The organism is Bradyrhizobium sp. USDA 4538 (assembly GCF_024171045.1).
GTDB lineage: Bacteria > Pseudomonadota > Alphaproteobacteria > Rhizobiales > Xanthobacteraceae > Bradyrhizobium > Bradyrhizobium australafricanum.
This window is the reverse complement of sequence record NZ_JALJZE010000001.1, coordinates 6673992-6688710: the sequence shown is the minus strand read 5'-3', so window position 1 is coordinate 6688710 and position 14719 is coordinate 6673992. Positions and strand designations below refer to the sequence as shown.

The following is a 14719-nucleotide window of genomic DNA, read 5'->3' as shown; positions in this document are numbered from 1 at the left end:
GCGGTCAGATCGTCCATCGCGCACCGCTGCCTGTGCGAACCGCACAGAGGCTGCTAAGGTTCCAACGTCGAATCTTTCGATGAGGGATCATCTTATGGCGGACAGCAAGAAGAAGCGGGGCGCGGCAGATCGCGCTCTGATCGCGTTGAGCGAGTCCTACGAAGTTGCGTACTGGTCCAAGAAGTTCAAGGTCACGCCGGCGAAGCTGAAGGCCGCGGTCAAGAAGGTCGGGCATTCCGCCAAGAAGGTGGAAGCCCATTTCGAGGAGCAGCGCCACAAGGCCGCCGACCGCGCGCGGATCGCGATCAGCGAGCCCTACGAGGTCCGCTACTGGTCGAAGAAGTTCAAGGTGACCCCTGCCCGGCTCAAGACCGCGGTCGCCGCGGTCGGACATTCCTCGAAGAAGGTCGAAGCCTATTTCGCGGCGAAGAAAAAAACCGCGAAGAAAAAGAAGGCCGCGAAGAAGACCGCAAAGAAGACCGTCAAGCGCAGGAAGAGCTGAGCGCGATCGTGCTATCCCGTCATTGCGAGGCGCGAGGCGACGAAGCAATCCATCGCTCCGGGCCTATGGTAGGATGGATTCCGTCGCTGCACTCGCAATGACGAAGCAGATGCGCTCTCTCAGTTAGCCGCGAAGCAGTACAGCAGGCCGTCGCCGCCGGTGCTCTTCAGGTCAGCCTGCGAGCAGCCGCCGTCGGGACCGCGCGAGGGATGCGACGTGTTCCAGGATTTTGACGGCTCGTCGTCGCGCAGGCCCTTGCGGTCGAAGTGCCCGAGCATGGCGGCGCCTTGTGTGCTGCTTGTCCAGTTCTTGCAGGTGCGGTCCTCGCCGGCCGCAAACGCTGTACCGTCTGCTTGCGACCCCGTCAGCACGTCGTGGCGGTTCGGCGTGTCGCCGGCACCGTTGACGACCTCGCCCTTCTCGGACAGCGCGGTCTGCTTGGTGAGATTGTTGCCGGCGCTGTGCAGGTCGGCGACGTCCTTGGCGACCACGACGCCCTTTACATTCTTCCACGGTCCCTTGCCGATACGATCGCGCGCATTCTCCGCTGCCTTGCCGTCGGCCGCCTGGGTCGAGAGATAGGCGCGCCAGGTCTTCGGCGCACCGAAGCCGGCGGCCTGCGCCAGCGTCTGGCAATGATTGTCGGCGCCGGCGAGCCCGCCGAGATTGCCGCCGTTGCCGATGCCGTTGCTGGTCAGGAAGAAGCTGGTGTCGGCGGTCTGCGCCGCCGCCGGCGGCGCCGCCACGACGACGAACGCAAGACAGGCCGGAACCGCAATATGCGCAACGATCTTCATCTCAATCCTCCCGATGGTTGTTATGGTCCGCTGAGATCAACCCGCAGGCCCTCCGGATATTCCGGCGCCGCGACATGTGAATGAAGGCACAAAACAAAGGCGCCGCGGACGAGGCCGCGGCGCCTTGTATCTGCCATTCTCCGGCAACCGATCAGTTGGTCTGCTGGATCGCCGAAAGCTCCCAATTGCCGCCGCGCTGGCGTACGAAGGTCCAGACCTCAGTGACCTCCTCCGGCTGCGTGCCGCCGCCGACCTGACGGCCGGTGCCGCGCTCGAGCACGGTGTCGACCAGCGAGTAGCGCATCGCGACCGTCGCATACTCGCTGTCGCCTTCGCGCCAGGCTTCCGCCAGATCGCCCTGCAGCAGCTTCACATTGGTCACCTTGTTGGTGACGTTGCGCGCCTTGTTCTCCTCGAGATCCTTCGAGAAGTACGACACCATCTCCGGCGTCGCGAGCGTGTGCAGCTTCGCGATGTCCTCGTTCGACCACGCGGTCTGGATGTCGCCGAGCAGCCGTTCGAACGTCTCATAGTCGCCAGGCGCGATCTCGACCGGCGCATTCGATCCGCCGCCAAGGCCGAAGCCGAAGCCCGAGCGGGCGTTCGCCTGCGGACCGGGGCCGACGTCGGGGCCACCGGCATAGGCGGCCGCCGGCGTGTTGCGGCGCTGCCACCACGACATCGCAAGGCGAACCACGAGCACGATCAGACCGATCTGCAGCAAGAGGCCGAGCATCGACGACAAGCCGCCGAGACCCGAGAACAACCCGCCGCCGAACAGCATGCCGAACAGGCCGGCGCCAAGGAAGCCCGCGGCCAGGCCGCCGAGCAGGCCGCGGCCCATTCCGCCGCGACCAAACAGGCCGCCGGAATTTGCCGCCGCCGGCGAGCCCATGTTCGGGCTACCAGGCTGGCTGAAGGTGCGGTTCATCGGCGCAACCGAGCCCGGCGCCGTGTTGGTCGAGGGCGGCGCGGAGAATGTCCGCGAGCCGCGCGAGCCGCCGCCGCCAACGCGGGCGTCGGCCGCCGAAACGGTCATCATCACGGGCAGCGCCAGTGCCATCGCGACGGCGATCGCCCGAACAATTCCACGCGTGCGTTGCGAGAAATTCATGTTGGTTTCCTCAAAGGATTCCCCGGCATGGGGAAACGCCCCTAAGATGGGCAGGGACGGTTAAAAGTGAAGCGGGAAACGGGAACCGCGGCTGCGGCCCTCGGTCGCGGAGATGTGACACTATGGTCCTTGTGGATGCGACGGCGCGTCCTACCGCGGGATGAGGCCCGGTTTCAACCACAGTTACCGCGGAATTTCGCCTCGCACTTGCGAGAAGTAAAGCCGGTTGCCGCGGCAACCGGCTAGTTCGCCGTCATGGTTTCCTTCACCGCGGCGACCAGCTGCGTCAACGTGAAGGGTTTCGGCAGGAACGCGAACTGCTGGTTCTCCGGCAGGCTCTTCTCGAATGCGTCCTCGGCATAGCCTGAGACGAAGATGATCTTCAGCTCCGCGTTGCGGCTGCGCATTTCCTTCAGCAGCGTCGGGCCGTCCATCTCCGGCATCACGACGTCGGAGACGACGAGATCGACGGCGCCGTTCTTCTCCTCGAACGCCTCCAGCGCCTCGACGCCGTTCGCCGCCTCGATCACGCTGTAGCCGCGCGAACGCAGGCCGCGCGCATTCAGCGAGCGCAAACCGTCCTCGTCCTCGACCAGCAGGATGGTGCCCTGCCCGGTCAGGTCCGGCTTCGGCTTGGCGGCTTCCGTGACGGCGGCGGTTTCCTTGGCCGCACCGTTGCCGGCCTGGGCCTCCGGTGCGACCTCGTGCTGCTGGCGATGCCGCGGCAGATAGATCCGGAACGTGGTGCCGCCGCCCGGCACGGAATCGACATAGACGAAGCCGCCGGTCTGCTTGACGATGCCGTAGACCGTGGACAGGCCGAGACCGGTCCCCTTGCCGACTTCCTTGGTCGAGAAGAACGGCTCGAAGATCTTGTCGATGATCTCGGCCGGAATGCCGGTGCCGGTGTCGGCGATCTCGATCTTCACATAGTCCGCCGCCGGCATGCCCTTGTTGGCGAGTTGGGCGGCTTCCTCGGTCGGCACATTGGCGGTGCGGATGATCAGCTTGCCGCCGTCGGGCATCGCATCGCGCGCGTTGACCGCGAGATTGACCACCACCTGCTCGAACTGCGAGACGTCGACCTTCACCGGCCACAGGTCGCGGCCATGCACGAGGTCGAGCTTGACCTTCTCGCCGATCAGCCGGCGCAGCAGCATGGTGAGGTCGCTCAATGCATCGCCGAGATCGAGCACCTGCGGCCGCAGCGTCTGGCGGCGCGAGAATGCAAGCAGCTGCCGCACCAGCGTCGCGGCGCGGGTGGCGTTCTGCTTGATCTGCATGATGTCCTGGAACGACGGGTCGGTCGGCTTGTGCGCGTTCAGCAGGAAGTCGTTGGCCATCATGATGGCCGACAGCACGTTGTTGAAGTCGTGCGCGATGCCGCCGGCGAGCTGGCCGACCATCTCCATCTTCTGCGACTGGTTGATCTGGTTTTCCAGCGCGCGCCGCTCGGTGGTTTCGAGCATGTAGACGATCGCGGTCTCGGCGTCGCGCTCGTCCTTCTCGACGGTGGTGACGAAGAACTGGGCAAAGCGCTCCTTGGGCCCGTCGAGCATCACCTCGACCGGCGCGATGTCGCCCTGGCCCTCGGCCGCCTGGTTGATCGCGGCGATCAGCAGGCCGCGGTCGCGCGGATTGACGGCGCGGAAGATCGACTTGGCGGCGCCGCCGTCGCCGTTCAGGCCCTGCGCCAGCTTGGCATAGCGCGCATTGGCGCCGACCACATTGCCGCCGCGATCGACGGTCGCGATCGCCATCGGCGTATGGTCGAAGAAGCGCATGAAGCGCACCTCGGCGGCGCGCTCCGGATCGGAATGCTCGTCGCGGGCGCGGCTGATCACCAGCGTGCGCGAGGCGCCCGCCGCGCCGTCGGAGCCGAAAGCGAGCTTGTGATAGAGCCGCACCGGCACGGTCTTGCCGCCGCGCATCCGCAGGTCGATGTCGAACACCTCGGTCTTGACCTCGCCCGGCACCGCCGCAATCGAGGTCAACAGCGCCGCGCCGTCGCCCGAGACGATGTCGGTCAGTTTCAGGCCGCCCGAGCCGATCTCGGCCAGATCGTAGTCCAGCCAGTTGGCCAGCGTGGCGTTGACATAGGCGATCTCGCCGGCCGGATTGACCGAGAAGAAGCCGCATGGCGCGTGATCGAGATATTCGATCGCGTGCCGCAGCTCCTGGAACACGTCTTCCTGGCGCTCGCGGTCGCGGGTGACGTCGGCGATCGACCAAACCGCATATTTCGCATCGCGCTTGCCCTCGCCGAGTGGGCGTACCCGCAGGCGCAGCCAGCGGCCCTGGCCGGCCTCCTGGCCGGCGACGCGGACCTCCTCCTGCTGCCGCTTGCCCTCGCGGGCAGCCTTCAAAAGGCGGAACACGGCCTCGGAGACGTCGGGGTTGCCGATGAAGACGCGCTCGACCGGACGGACGTCCTGCGGCCCGGCCGCGCCGGTCAGCGTGAGATAGGCGGCGTTGGAATAGACCACGTGGCCGCGGGAGTCGGTGACGACGAGCCCTTCCTGGGCCTGGTCGGCGATCCGCGCCATCACCGGATCATCGGTGGCACGGTCGGAGAAGCGGATGATGCCGGCGGCAAGGGCGAACAGGTTGAACAGCCCGACTGTGGCGAGCAGCGCCAGCACGCCGAGGATATAGGGCTGCGCCTCGGTGCGGCCGATGGTCATCAGCCAGACCGCCACCGCGACGATGCCGGCGGCGATCAGGACCACCAGCAGGATGCTGCCGTTCCGCCGCGCTGGCCCGTGGGCCACGAACGGCTCGGTCACGGAAGGATCGTTGCTATCGGCGGTCATCTGGAGAGACATGGCTCGTCTGCATCACGAAGGCGACCGGCCGGCCACCTCGCCCCTGAGTGCCTGAATCGGACCCGAAAACGCAAGTCCAACAGGCGGCAATTTCGCAAGTTACGCGCATTTCAAGCGGGTTTTCCGCCCCTTACTGCCGCAGGCCGGACAGGCCGCGCCTCAGCCGCATCACGTAGCCGATGATTTCGGCAACCGCGTGATAGTGCTCGACCGGGATCTCCCGGTCGAGCTCGACCGTCGCATAGAGCGCCCGGGCCAGCGCCACGTTCTCCACGATCGGAATGTCGTGCTCCTTGGCGATCTCCCGGATCTTGAAGGCAAGATTGTCGACGCCCTTGGCGACGCAGATCGGCGCCGACATGCTGCGGTCGTAGGCCAGCGCCACCGAATAGTGGGTCGGGTTAGTGATGATCACCGAGGCCTTCGGAACCTGGGCCATCATGCGCTTCTTGGCGCGCTGGACCCGCAATTGCTTGATCCTGCCCTTGACGTGCGGGTCGCCTTCCGACTGCTTGAACTCCTCCTTCATCTCCTGCAGCGACATCTTGTGACGCTCGTACCAGGTCCGGTACTGGAAGAAGTAATCGGCGATCGCGACCGCAGCGAGGATGGCGACCACCGCCGCCAACAGGTGCACCGTCATGCCGGTGATGGCGGGCAGCAGCTCGGCCGGATCGACCCGCAGGAAGGATTCCATCCGCATCCGGTCGGGCCACAGCACCGCGACCATCACGGCGCCGAGCGCAATCAGCTTGAACAGGCCCTTCAGGAAATTCGCCACCGCCTGCTTGCCGAACAGCCGCTTGAAGCCGGCCGCCGGCGAGATCTTGGAGAATTTCGGCTTCAGCTGCTCACCCGACCACACCAGCTGATGCTGCACCATGTTGCCCGCGATCGCGGCCAGCGCCAGCAACAGGAACGGCACGCCGATCGCGGCGACCACCGCGTAGCCGAGCGACTGTGTCAGCGCCAGCAGGCCGGCGCCGTCGGTGCGGATCATCCATGAATTGGCGATCAGGTTGCGCAGCGGCATCAAGATGCCGCTGCCGATCGAGCCCGAGAAGGTCGACAGCACCAAGGTGCCGCCGGCGATCACGAACCAGGTATTGACCTCCTGGCTCTTGGCAACGTCACCTTTCTCGAGGGCTTCATCGAGACGTTTTTGCGTAGGGTCTTCTGTTTTGTCTTCGGTATCGTCCGCCACTGCTTCTCCCCCTAATTCATCGGAGCGAGCTGGCGCATGACGCCGAGGAAATAGTCGAGATAGGTGTTCATCATCGCGGCGAGCACGACGCCGAAGATCAGGAACCCGACCATGATCGAGAGCGGCACGCCGACGAAGTAGACCTGCATCTGCGGCATCAGCCGCGCCAGCACGCCAAGCCCGATGTTGAAGACCAGGCCGAACACCAGGAACGGCGCGGACAGCTGCAGGCCGATCTTGAAGGCGGCGGAGAAGGCCGAGGTCGCAAGCGCTGCGACATCGCCGGTCGGCATGATCTCGCCCGGCGAGAAAATGCGGTAGCTCTCGCTCAGCGCCGCAATGACGAGATAGTGGCTGTCGGTCGCAAACAGCAGCGTGAGGCCGAGGATGGTGAGGAAGTTGCCGATAATCTGGCCCTGCTGCCCCTGGGTCGGATCGACCGCGGTGACGAAGCCGAGGCCGAGCTGCTGCGCGATCACGGAGCCCGCGACGTTGAGCGCCGACAGCGTCACCCGCGCGGTCGCGCCGAGCACGATGCCGATGATGAGCTCATGCACCATCAGGACGCCGAGCGAGGAGATCGACGTCAGGTCGACATGATAGGCGTTGCGATGCAGGGGAAGGATGATCAGCGTCAGCAACAGCGCGATCGACAGCTTGACCCGCGCCGGGATGTTGCTCTCGCCGAAACCGGGCAGCAGCATCACCATCGCGCCCACGCGCGCGAAGACCAGCACGAAGATCGCGGCCAGCGCCGGCAGCAGGGAGACATCGATGCGCATGACCGCGGCATTAGTGCATCAACCGCCGATGATTCGCGATGAAATCCGCATCATGTGGCTACTGAGCGAGTCCGCCATGAACGGCAGCGCCAGCAGCAATGTGACGAAGATCGCGAGGATCTTCGGCACGAAAATCAGGGTCTGCTCCTGGATCTGCGTCAGCGCCTGGAACAGCGACACCACGACGCCGACCACGAGGCCGACCACCATCAGGGGCGACGACACCACCACGATGGTCCAGATCGCATCGCGCGCCACGTCGAGGGTTTCGGGGCCGGTCATTGTTGAGTTCTCGCTGTCAGTTGTTTGCACCGTCGTTCCGGGGTCGATGCAAAGCATCGAACCCGGAACCTCGAGATCTTTGATGTGCAATTGCACATCTGAGGCTCGATGCTGCGCATCGCCCCGGGATGACGTCGCAAGCGACGTCAGATCGGCATCTTCATGATGTCTTCATAGGCCTGGATCACGCGGTCGCGCACCGAGACCAGCGTCGACACCGCAACGTCGGTGTCGGCGACCGCCGTCACCACATCCATCACGTTCGCCTTGCCCGAGGTCATCGCCATGGTCTGCGCGTCGGACTTCTTGCCCGCCTCCAGGACGCTGCCGACGGAGTCCTTCAGCAGCGCGCTGAAGGATGGGCCGGCGACGGCCTGCCCGGCCTTCTCGGCGCCGCCGCGCTCCATCATCTTGGCGAGGTTGGCGTAGGCGTTGGCGGCGACTGTCGGTGAAGCCATGATTTACGTTCCCTGTTCTTGTTGCGTCAGGACTTGAGGATGTCGAGCGTGCGCTGGATCATCCGCCGCGTCGCGCTGATGATGTTGAGGTTGGCCTCGTAGGAGCGCTGGGCGTCGCGCATGTCGGTCATTTCGACCATCGCATTGACGTTCGGATATTTGACGTTGCCCGAGGCGTCCGCCGCCGGATTGCCCGGCTCGTGCTTGACCCGGAACGAAGACTGGTCGGGGCGGATCCGGCCCAGCGCCACGACCTGGGCGTCGAGCGTGCGATCGAGCGTGGAGGAGAAGGTCGGCACCTTGCGGCGGTAAGGGTCGCCGCCCGCGGTCTGCGCCGTCGAATCGGCATTGGCGATATTTTCCGAGATCACCCGCATGCGCCCCGCCTGCGCCCGCAGGCCTGAGGTCGCGATGCTCATCGAGCGGGCGAAATCGCTTGTTCCATCTGCCATGGGATCCTCCTGCCGCCGTCAGGCGGGCTAACCCTTGCTCTAGCCCTTGCCGATCGCAGTCTTCAGCAGATGCAGGCTGCGGCTGTAGAGCGAGGTGACGGCCGCATAGTCCATCTGGTTGGCCGACACTTTCAGCATCTGCTCCTCGAGATTGACCGCGTTGCCGGCCGGACGGGTCTGGAACCCGCTCTTGCCGCGATCGTTGTCGAAGCTGTCGGGCGCGCCGGACGCCGCCATGTGGGTAGCGCTGGTCTGCATCATCGGCAGCGTCCCCACGCCGCCGCCAACCGTGGCGCCGGCCCGGTCGAACTTCGGCTCGACCAGGTCCCGCGGCCGGAAGTTCGGCGTGTCGGAATTGGAAATGTTCTCGGCGAGCACCCGCTGGCGCTCCTGGTGCCACTGCATCTTGGTGCGCAACGCCGACAGGATCGGGAGATCGTTCATGGCCATCGCCGCGGCTCCGTTAACCTCAGGGCTCTTCCGAGGTAGGCAGAATTTGCCCGGTGCATGGTTAACGGGTGGTTAAAATGCCGGACGGATCCGTGGAGAACGCCGCAACTGCGGCCTGCGAGCGCATTTTCGCCACGAATGCTGCGTTAACCAGCACAAACCAAGACAGCGTGGGGCGCTGAGAAGTCGTTTTGGGACAAGCGATTCTTGGTTTATTAATAGAACAGTGGGCTGCAAGCCGCTGGGAATTAAGAAATAAGGCGAATCTCGGGCGCGATTCGCTGCGCAAACCGCACCTATCAATCCGCGCCCGTTGATGGCGAAAGCTGAGGAAGGCCAAGATGGCCGGGGACTCCAATATGCAGGTCATTACATTCGTCTTGGCATTCGTTGTCGTGCTGGCGCTGATCGGCGTGACCGCATGGCTCGTCCGCCGCTTCGCCGGAAACCGCCTCGGGGCCAACGCCAACCGCGGGCGCATGCCGCGCCTGGCGGTGATCGACGCTGCCGCCGTTGACGGGCGGCGCCGCCTGGTGCTGGTCCGCCGCGACAACATCGAGCATCTCCTGATGATCGGCGGCCCCACCGATATCGTCGTCGAGCCGAATATCGTCCGCGCGATGCCCGCGCGCGATCAAATGTCGACCCGCCCCGCGGTCGCAGCCGATGCCGCGCCGCCGCGCGTGGCGCCGCTTCCGGATGCAGCCTGGAACGAGAGCGATGCCGCCCGCTCCGACAATTTCGACCTTCCCGAGCCGGAGCTGCCGCCGCGTCAGACGCGGCCCTCCTTCGCCGACGAGCTGCGCCGGCCCCCGCCGCCGATCGCCGAGCGTCGCAGCGATCCGCTCGCGGGCTTCACGCCCGAACGCGGCGAGCCGTGGCCCGATCCGATGCCGCCACGCCTGCCGCCGCGCTCCGAGCCGGTCGTCCCGCGTCCGCCGCGCGGCGCCGCCGAGCCGCCGAAGGCGCCGCCACCGCTGCGCACAACCGAGCGCGCCGTGACGCCGCCGCCACCGCCTTCCCAGGCACCGCCGCCGGCTGCAACGCAGGCGCCTCCGGCTCCGCCGCCTCCATCGAACGCCGACGCCAATCTCGCCGAGATGGCGCAACGGCTCGAAGCGGCGCTGCGCCGCCCGACCGGCGCCGGCGAGACCGTCGCGCCGCCGGTTGCGCCCGAGGCGCCGCCGGCGCGCCCGCAGCGCAGCGAGCCGCCCGCCCCGCCCGCCGGCGGACAGAAGAGCGGGTTCGAAAATCTCGAGGACGAGATGGCCTCGCTGCTCGGCCGACCGAAGAATCCTTCGTGAGGCCAGGGGCAGTCCCGCGTAGAGTTTTTTTCATCGCTGTCCTGATCGCCGCCGGATCCCTCGCTGATCCGGCGGTGGCGCAGGATATCAGCATCAATCTCGGCGGCGGCAATGGCGGCGTGACCGAGCGCGCGATCCAGCTGATTGCGCTGCTGACGGTGCTGTCGATCGCGCCGTCGATCCTGATCATGATGACGTCGTTCACGCGCATCGTGGTCGTGCTGTCGCTACTGCGCACCGCGCTCGGCACCGCCACCGCGCCGCCGAACTCGGTGATGATCGCGCTTGCGATGTTCCTCACCGCCTTCGTGATGGGGCCGGTGCTGCAGAAATCCTATGACGACGGCATCAAGCCGCTGGTCGCCAACCAGATCGGCGTTGAGGACGCGTTGCAGCGCGCCTCGGTCCCCTTGCGCGGCTTCATGCAGAAGAACGTCCGCGAGAAGGATTTGAAGCTGTTCATGGACCTCTCGGGCGAGCCGCCGCCGGCGACGCCGGAGGAGATGTCGCTGCGCATCCTGGTGCCGGCCTTCATGATCTCCGAGCTGAAACGCGCCTTCGAGATCGGCTTCCTCTTGTTCCTGCCGTTCCTGATCATCGACCTCGTGGTCGCCTCGGTCCTGATGTCGATGGGCATGATGATGCTGCCGCCGGTGGTGGTCTCGCTGCCGTTCAAGCTGATCTTCTTCGTGCTGGTCGACGGCTGGGCCCTGGTCGCCGGCAGCCTGGTGCAGAGTTACGGCGGGTAGCGCCCTGCGAAACATTCATGGCCCGTCAGCTGGATCGGCCACACCGTTGCACTATCATGCGCGGCACCGCATCCAGGGAGCCGCGCCGTGCAGCAACCATTCGACCGCGCCGCAGAAGATCTCGGCAACGCCATCCATCTCGAACATGTCAACGTGCAGGTGCCGGACCAGCGCCTCGCCACGCTGTTCTACGTCGCCGGCATCGGGCTGACGCGCGATCCCTATCTGATGGTCTCCGACAGCAACATGTGGGTGAATGTCGGCCGCAGCCAGTTTCATCTGCCAAGCGGCCGCCAGCAGGTGCTGCGCGGCCACACCGGCATCGTGATCGCCGGGCGGCAGGCCCTGCTGCAGCGGCTCGCCGCCGTCGCGCCCAAGCTCGAGGGCACCGCGTTCAGCTATCGCGAGCGCAATGATCACGTCGAGGCCATCTGCCCCTGGGGCAACCGCCTGCGCTGCTTCGAACCGGACGCCGAACGGTTCGGGCGCATCGCGCTTGGCATACCCTATGTCGAGTTCGAGGTGCCGCGCGGCACGGCTGAGGCGATCTGCAGGTTCTATCCTGAGATCATGGGCATCCCCGCCAGCGTCGTGAACGGCGACGGCGTCGTCGCGCGCGCAAAAGTCGGCAAGGATCAGTACCTGCAATTCCGCGAGAGCGACGCTGCGCAGGGCGAATTCGACGGCCATCACATCCAGATCTACATCACGGACTTCTCGGGCCCCTACCAGCGACTGCGCGAACGCAATCTGGTCTCCCGCGAAGACAATCAATACCAGTACCGCTTCTGCGATATCGTCGATCCGGCCGACGGCCGACATCTGTTCACCGTCGAGCACGAGGTGCGCAGCGCCACGCATCCGATGTTTCTGCGGCCGCTGGTCAATCGCAATCCGGCGCAGACCAACCGCACCTTCGCCAACGGCTATGACCAGGCGCCTTGGGCGATGGGGCCGGACCAGTATGACGGATGAGCGCGCGCTCTTCGGCGTCACGTCATGATCCGCAAATTCCAGCAAACGAGACGACATGCTTCCCTCCCAGCGCCATCTGTTCGAGATTCCACGCGAGGTCTGCTACCTGAATTCGGCGTCCTACAGCCCGCTGCCGCTGAAGACGCTCGATGCCGGCCGCGCGGCGGTGGGACGCAAAGGCCAGCCATGGACCATCGATCCCGGCTTCGCCGGCCGGCAGCATGAGCGCGCCCGTAGCGCGGCGGCCCGCCTGATCAAGGCCGCGCCCGACGATGTCGCGCTGATCCCCGCGATCAGCTACGGCGTCGCGACGGTGGCGAAGGCGCTGAGCATTCCGCGCGGCACCCGCGTCATCGTGCTGGAGAACGACCATTCCTCGCCGGTCCTCGAATGGCACGCCTGCGCCGAGGCGCAAGGGTTCGTCGTCGACACCGTGCGCCAGCCCGCCGACGGCGACTGGACATCGGCAGTGCTTGCAACGATCGAGCGGCCGGGCGCGCCGCCGGTCGGCCTCGCCTCGATCTCCTCGGTGCACTGGTCGGACGGCGGCATGATCGACGTCGACAAGGTGCAGGCCGCGCTTCGGCAGCACGGCGCAATGTTCGTGATCGACGCGACGCAGAGCGCGGGTGTCGTGGCGATGGACGTGACGAGGCTCGACCCCGACGCCGTGATGTTTCCGACCTACAAATGGCTGATCGGCCCCTACGGGCGCGCCTTCCTCTACATTGCAAAACGCCACCAGAACGGCGTGCCGCTGGAGCAGACCTCCAGCGGCCGCCGCAACGTGAACTCCGAGAATCCGGTCTATTTCGGCGATCTCGCCTATGTCGACAACGCCACGCGTTACGACATGGGCGAGCGCGATCATTTCATCACCCTGGAGATGGCCTCGATCGGCATCGAGATGATGGCGGAATGGGGCGCCGCGGCCGTCAGCGCGCGGCTCGCGATGCTGAACGAGCGGATCGCGGGCGGCGTGCGTGACCTCGGGCTCAACGTGCCGGCGCGCAGCGTGCGTGCGCCGCACATCCTGAGCCTCGGCATGGCGGGCGGCATCCCGAAAGAACTTATCGCGCGGCTCGCCGCCGAGAACATCCATGTTGCGCTGCGGCTTGGCCGGATGCGGATCTCGCCGCACGTTTTCAACGACGAGGCCGATGTCGATCGCCTCGTCGCTGTCTTGACCAAAACGTTGCGCGGTTAGCTGGACTTGTGCCGCAGTCCCACGACGCCGAACAGTTCGATCGCCAGCGCGACGACCACTCCGGCCGCGCCGATCGCGAACAGCAGCGCATAGTCGCCGCCGCTGCGTGCGAACAGCCAGGACAGGCCGTAAGCGCCCGCCGCCTGGAACAGCGCGAAGGTCGTGGTGGCCTGCGCCCAGGCTGAACGCTGGCTCGCCGCGGAATGCGGGATCAGCTCGTGGATGCGGCCGATCACCAGCGGCACGATGCCGGGCGTGAAGCCGCCGACGATCAGGCTCGACGCGATCAGCGCAGCAGGCGAATTCGTCACGGCGGGCAGCGCAACCGCAACGGCCTCGATCAGGAACGCCGCGCGCAGCGCCGCGGCAAAGCCGGCGCGATCGGCGAGGTGTCCCGTGAGCAACGGTCCGATCACGGCGCCGATACCGTACAGCACCCAGTAATGCGATCCCGCCGCGATGCCCTGCCCGAGGCCGCGCGCGACGAAGTCGACCAGGAACACCATGTGCGGCACCAGCGCCAGCGCGTTGAGGCCATATTCCAGGCACAGCGCGATCACCAGCGGCGAGCGCAGGCCATGCGACGCGACGGGCTGCTCGACCACGCCACGCGCGGCAGGAGCTTCGGCGGGCCACGCCCTCCAGCTGATCAGTGTCAGCACCGCCGACAGCACGCCAAGGCCGTACCAGGCCTGCTTGACGCCCTGCTGCAGCAACAGCGGCACCAGTGTGCCGGATGCGGCGACGCCGAGGCCAACGCCGGCGAAGATCACGCCGCCGATCAGGCCGCGCTTGCTCGGCGCGGTATGCGGCAGGATCGCGGTTGCCGCCAGCACCATGATCACGCCGCCACTGACGCCGGCGAGAAAGCGGAAGCCGAAGAACCACACGAAGGAGATCGGCACCGCGCAGGCAAAGCAGGTGATCGCGGCGAGCACCATCATGCCGCGCAGCGCCCACACCGAGCCGATGCGCGCTCCGAGATCGCGGGCGATCAGCGCGCCGGCGAGATAGCCGGCAAGGTTGGCCGCACCGAGATAGACCGCTTCCGCCGGCGTGAACCACTTTGCGGCGATCAAAGCCGGGATCAGCGGCGTGTAGGCGAAGCGCGCCAGTCCGAGCCCGACCAGCGAGGCGCACAGCCCCGCGGCCGCGGACAGCCAAAACGGCCCGCCTGCATCGCGATACGGCGCGGCGTGATGATGGCGCGGCTGATGATTGACGTTGGCTGACATGGACATCGCAGTAGGCCCTCCGGCCGTTCGTGAAAAATGATTAGTTGCGATCGCAGCAATCGCTCGCAGCGATCACGGCTCACCTCTCCCGATCGGGAGAGGTGCACATTCGGTTTGGGGGAAGCCTTCAGCGGGAAGATTTGGACGCCGCAGCTGCAGCGAGCTTCTTGCGATAGTCCAGCGCGGGCAGCCCGCCCCAGCCCCAATTATCGGTATCGACTTCTTCGATGATGACGAAGGTCGACTCCATCGGCTTGCCAAGCACGTCACGCAGCAACTCGCTGGCGCCCTTGATCAATGCAGCCTTCTGCTCCGGCGTGGTGGACGACGCCCCCGGCGCCGTCCCCTCACGCGTGACCTGGATGGTGACGATAGGCATGGCA

General features: G+C 66.1%; 16 protein-coding genes. 5 read left to right on the top strand and 11 right to left on the bottom strand.

Annotation, left to right across the window (positions count from 1 at the left end; translation table 11 throughout):
* Positions 1–94 precede the first annotated feature (94 nt).
* Positions 95–502 (top strand): DUF3606 domain-containing protein, encoded by a 408-nt coding sequence (locus J2R78_RS30350; protein WP_253607885.1) that lies wholly within the window; start codon positions 95–97, stop codon positions 500–502.
* A 119-nt stretch (positions 503–621) separates the two neighbouring features.
* Here J2R78_RS30350 and J2R78_RS30345 read toward each other — a convergent pair whose 3' ends face one another.
* The 9 genes from J2R78_RS30345 to flgB all read right to left on the bottom strand — a co-directional run bounded on the left by J2R78_RS30345 (position 622) and on the right by flgB (position 8866).
* Positions 622–1299 (bottom strand): lectin, encoded by a 678-nt coding sequence (locus J2R78_RS30345; protein ID WP_076825625.1) that lies wholly within the window; start codon positions 1297–1299, stop codon positions 622–624.
* Between the two features lie 151 nt (positions 1300–1450).
* Positions 1451–2413 (bottom strand): Tim44-like domain-containing protein, encoded by a 963-nt coding sequence (locus J2R78_RS30340; protein WP_028337150.1) that lies wholly within the window; start codon positions 2411–2413, stop codon positions 1451–1453.
* A 242-nt stretch (positions 2414–2655) separates the two neighbouring features.
* Positions 2656–5226, bottom strand: coding sequence for a cell cycle histidine kinase CckA (gene cckA, locus J2R78_RS30335; protein ID WP_253609957.1), 2571 nt, complete (start codon positions 5224–5226; stop codon positions 2656–2658).
* A gap of 142 nt (positions 5227–5368) precedes the next feature.
* The gene (gene flhB, locus J2R78_RS30330) at positions 5369–6442 is read right to left on the bottom strand and encodes a flagellar biosynthesis protein FlhB (RefSeq protein ID WP_057018335.1); all 1074 of its coding nucleotides are present in this window, start codon (positions 6440–6442) and stop codon (positions 5369–5371) included.
* Between the two features lie 11 nt (positions 6443–6453).
* Positions 6454–7224 (bottom strand): flagellar biosynthetic protein FliR, encoded by a 771-nt coding sequence (gene fliR, locus J2R78_RS30325; RefSeq protein WP_016844767.1) that lies wholly within the window; start codon positions 7222–7224, stop codon positions 6454–6456.
* A gap of 18 nt (positions 7225–7242) precedes the next feature.
* Positions 7243–7506: a flagellar biosynthesis protein FliQ gene (fliQ, locus tag J2R78_RS30320; RefSeq protein WP_016844766.1), complete on the bottom strand. Its 264-nt coding sequence runs from the start codon at positions 7504–7506 to the stop codon at positions 7243–7245.
* Positions 7507–7652: 146 nt separating this feature from the next.
* Entirely contained in the window at positions 7653–7964 is a 312-nt protein-coding gene (fliE, locus tag J2R78_RS30315) for a flagellar hook-basal body complex protein FliE (RefSeq protein WP_057018333.1), read from the bottom strand.
* Between the two features lie 26 nt (positions 7965–7990).
* Entirely contained in the window at positions 7991–8416 is a 426-nt protein-coding gene (flgC, locus tag J2R78_RS30310) for a flagellar basal body rod protein FlgC (protein ID WP_018272466.1), read from the bottom strand.
* A gap of 39 nt (positions 8417–8455) precedes the next feature.
* On the bottom strand, positions 8456–8866 hold the full coding sequence (flgB, locus tag J2R78_RS30305; RefSeq protein ID WP_028337153.1) for a flagellar basal body rod protein FlgB: 411 nt from the start codon (positions 8864–8866) through the stop codon (positions 8456–8458).
* Positions 8867–9225: 359 nt separating this feature from the next.
* On the opposite strand from flgB, the gene J2R78_RS30300 reads away from it, so the two are divergent.
* From J2R78_RS30300 to J2R78_RS30285, 4 genes are all read left to right on the top strand, one after another.
* The gene (locus tag J2R78_RS30300) at positions 9226–10170 is read left to right on the top strand and encodes a flagellar biosynthetic protein FliO (protein WP_253607884.1); all 945 of its coding nucleotides are present in this window, start codon (positions 9226–9228) and stop codon (positions 10168–10170) included.
* Positions 10167–10919, top strand: a complete 753-nt coding sequence (fliP, locus tag J2R78_RS30295) for a flagellar type III secretion system pore protein FliP (protein WP_253607883.1) — start codon at positions 10167–10169, stop codon at positions 10917–10919. Before J2R78_RS30300 ends, fliP begins: the two co-directional genes overlap by 4 nt.
* 87 nt (positions 10920–11006) lie before the next feature.
* Positions 11007–11894: a hypothetical protein gene (locus J2R78_RS30290; protein ID WP_253607882.1), complete on the top strand. Its 888-nt coding sequence runs from the start codon at positions 11007–11009 to the stop codon at positions 11892–11894.
* Positions 11895–11949: 55 nt separating this feature from the next.
* On the top strand, positions 11950–13101 hold the full coding sequence (locus J2R78_RS30285; protein ID WP_253607881.1) for an aminotransferase class V-fold PLP-dependent enzyme: 1152 nt from the start codon (positions 11950–11952) through the stop codon (positions 13099–13101).
* Here the strand turns inward: J2R78_RS30285 and J2R78_RS30280 are convergent.
* Together J2R78_RS30280 and J2R78_RS30275 are read right to left on the bottom strand one after the other, a co-directional pair.
* Positions 13098–14342: a YbfB/YjiJ family MFS transporter gene (locus tag J2R78_RS30280; protein WP_253607880.1), complete on the bottom strand. Its 1245-nt coding sequence runs from the start codon at positions 14340–14342 to the stop codon at positions 13098–13100. The two genes, J2R78_RS30285 and J2R78_RS30280, sit on opposite strands and share 4 nt — an antisense overlap.
* A 121-nt stretch (positions 14343–14463) precedes the next feature.
* Positions 14464–14715, bottom strand: coding sequence for a 4-oxalocrotonate tautomerase family protein (locus J2R78_RS30275; RefSeq protein ID WP_038385470.1), 252 nt, complete (start codon positions 14713–14715; stop codon positions 14464–14466).
* Between the last annotated feature and the right edge of the window lie 4 nt (positions 14716–14719).

What these genes read in the sequence shown, in the direction of transcription:
- J2R78_RS30350 (WP_253607885.1), top strand. Translation starts at nt 95, where the DNA reads ATGGCGGACAGCAAGAAGAAGCGGGGCGCGGCAGATCGCGCTCTGATC.
- J2R78_RS30345 (WP_076825625.1), bottom strand. Translation starts at nt 1,299, where the DNA reads ATGAAGATCGTTGCGCATATTGCGGTTCCGGCCTGTCTTGCGTTCGTC.
- J2R78_RS30340 (WP_028337150.1), bottom strand. Translation starts at nt 2,413, where the DNA reads ATGAATTTCTCGCAACGCACGCGTGGAATTGTTCGGGCGATCGCCGTC.
- cckA (WP_253609957.1), bottom strand. Translation starts at nt 5,226, where the DNA reads ATGACCGCCGATAGCAACGATCCTTCCGTGACCGAGCCGTTCGTGGCC.
- fliR (WP_016844767.1), bottom strand. Translation starts at nt 7,224, where the DNA reads ATGCGCATCGATGTCTCCCTGCTGCCGGCGCTGGCCGCGATCTTCGTG.
- fliQ (WP_016844766.1), bottom strand. Translation starts at nt 7,506, where the DNA reads ATGACCGGCCCCGAAACCCTCGACGTGGCGCGCGATGCGATCTGGACC.
- fliE (WP_057018333.1), bottom strand. Translation starts at nt 7,964, where the DNA reads ATGGCTTCACCGACAGTCGCCGCCAACGCCTACGCCAACCTCGCCAAG.
- flgC (WP_018272466.1), bottom strand. Translation starts at nt 8,416, where the DNA reads ATGGCAGATGGAACAAGCGATTTCGCCCGCTCGATGAGCATCGCGACC.
- flgB (WP_028337153.1), bottom strand. Translation starts at nt 8,866, where the DNA reads ATGGCCATGAACGATCTCCCGATCCTGTCGGCGTTGCGCACCAAGATG.
- J2R78_RS30300 (WP_253607884.1), top strand. Translation starts at nt 9,226, where the DNA reads ATGCAGGTCATTACATTCGTCTTGGCATTCGTTGTCGTGCTGGCGCTG.
- J2R78_RS30285 (WP_253607881.1), top strand. Translation starts at nt 11,950, where the DNA reads ATGCTTCCCTCCCAGCGCCATCTGTTCGAGATTCCACGCGAGGTCTGC.
- J2R78_RS30280 (WP_253607880.1), bottom strand. Translation starts at nt 14,342, where the DNA reads ATGTCCATGTCAGCCAACGTCAATCATCAGCCGCGCCATCATCACGCC.
- J2R78_RS30275 (WP_038385470.1), bottom strand. Translation starts at nt 14,715, where the DNA reads ATGCCTATCGTCACCATCCAGGTCACGCGTGAGGGGACGGCGCCGGGG.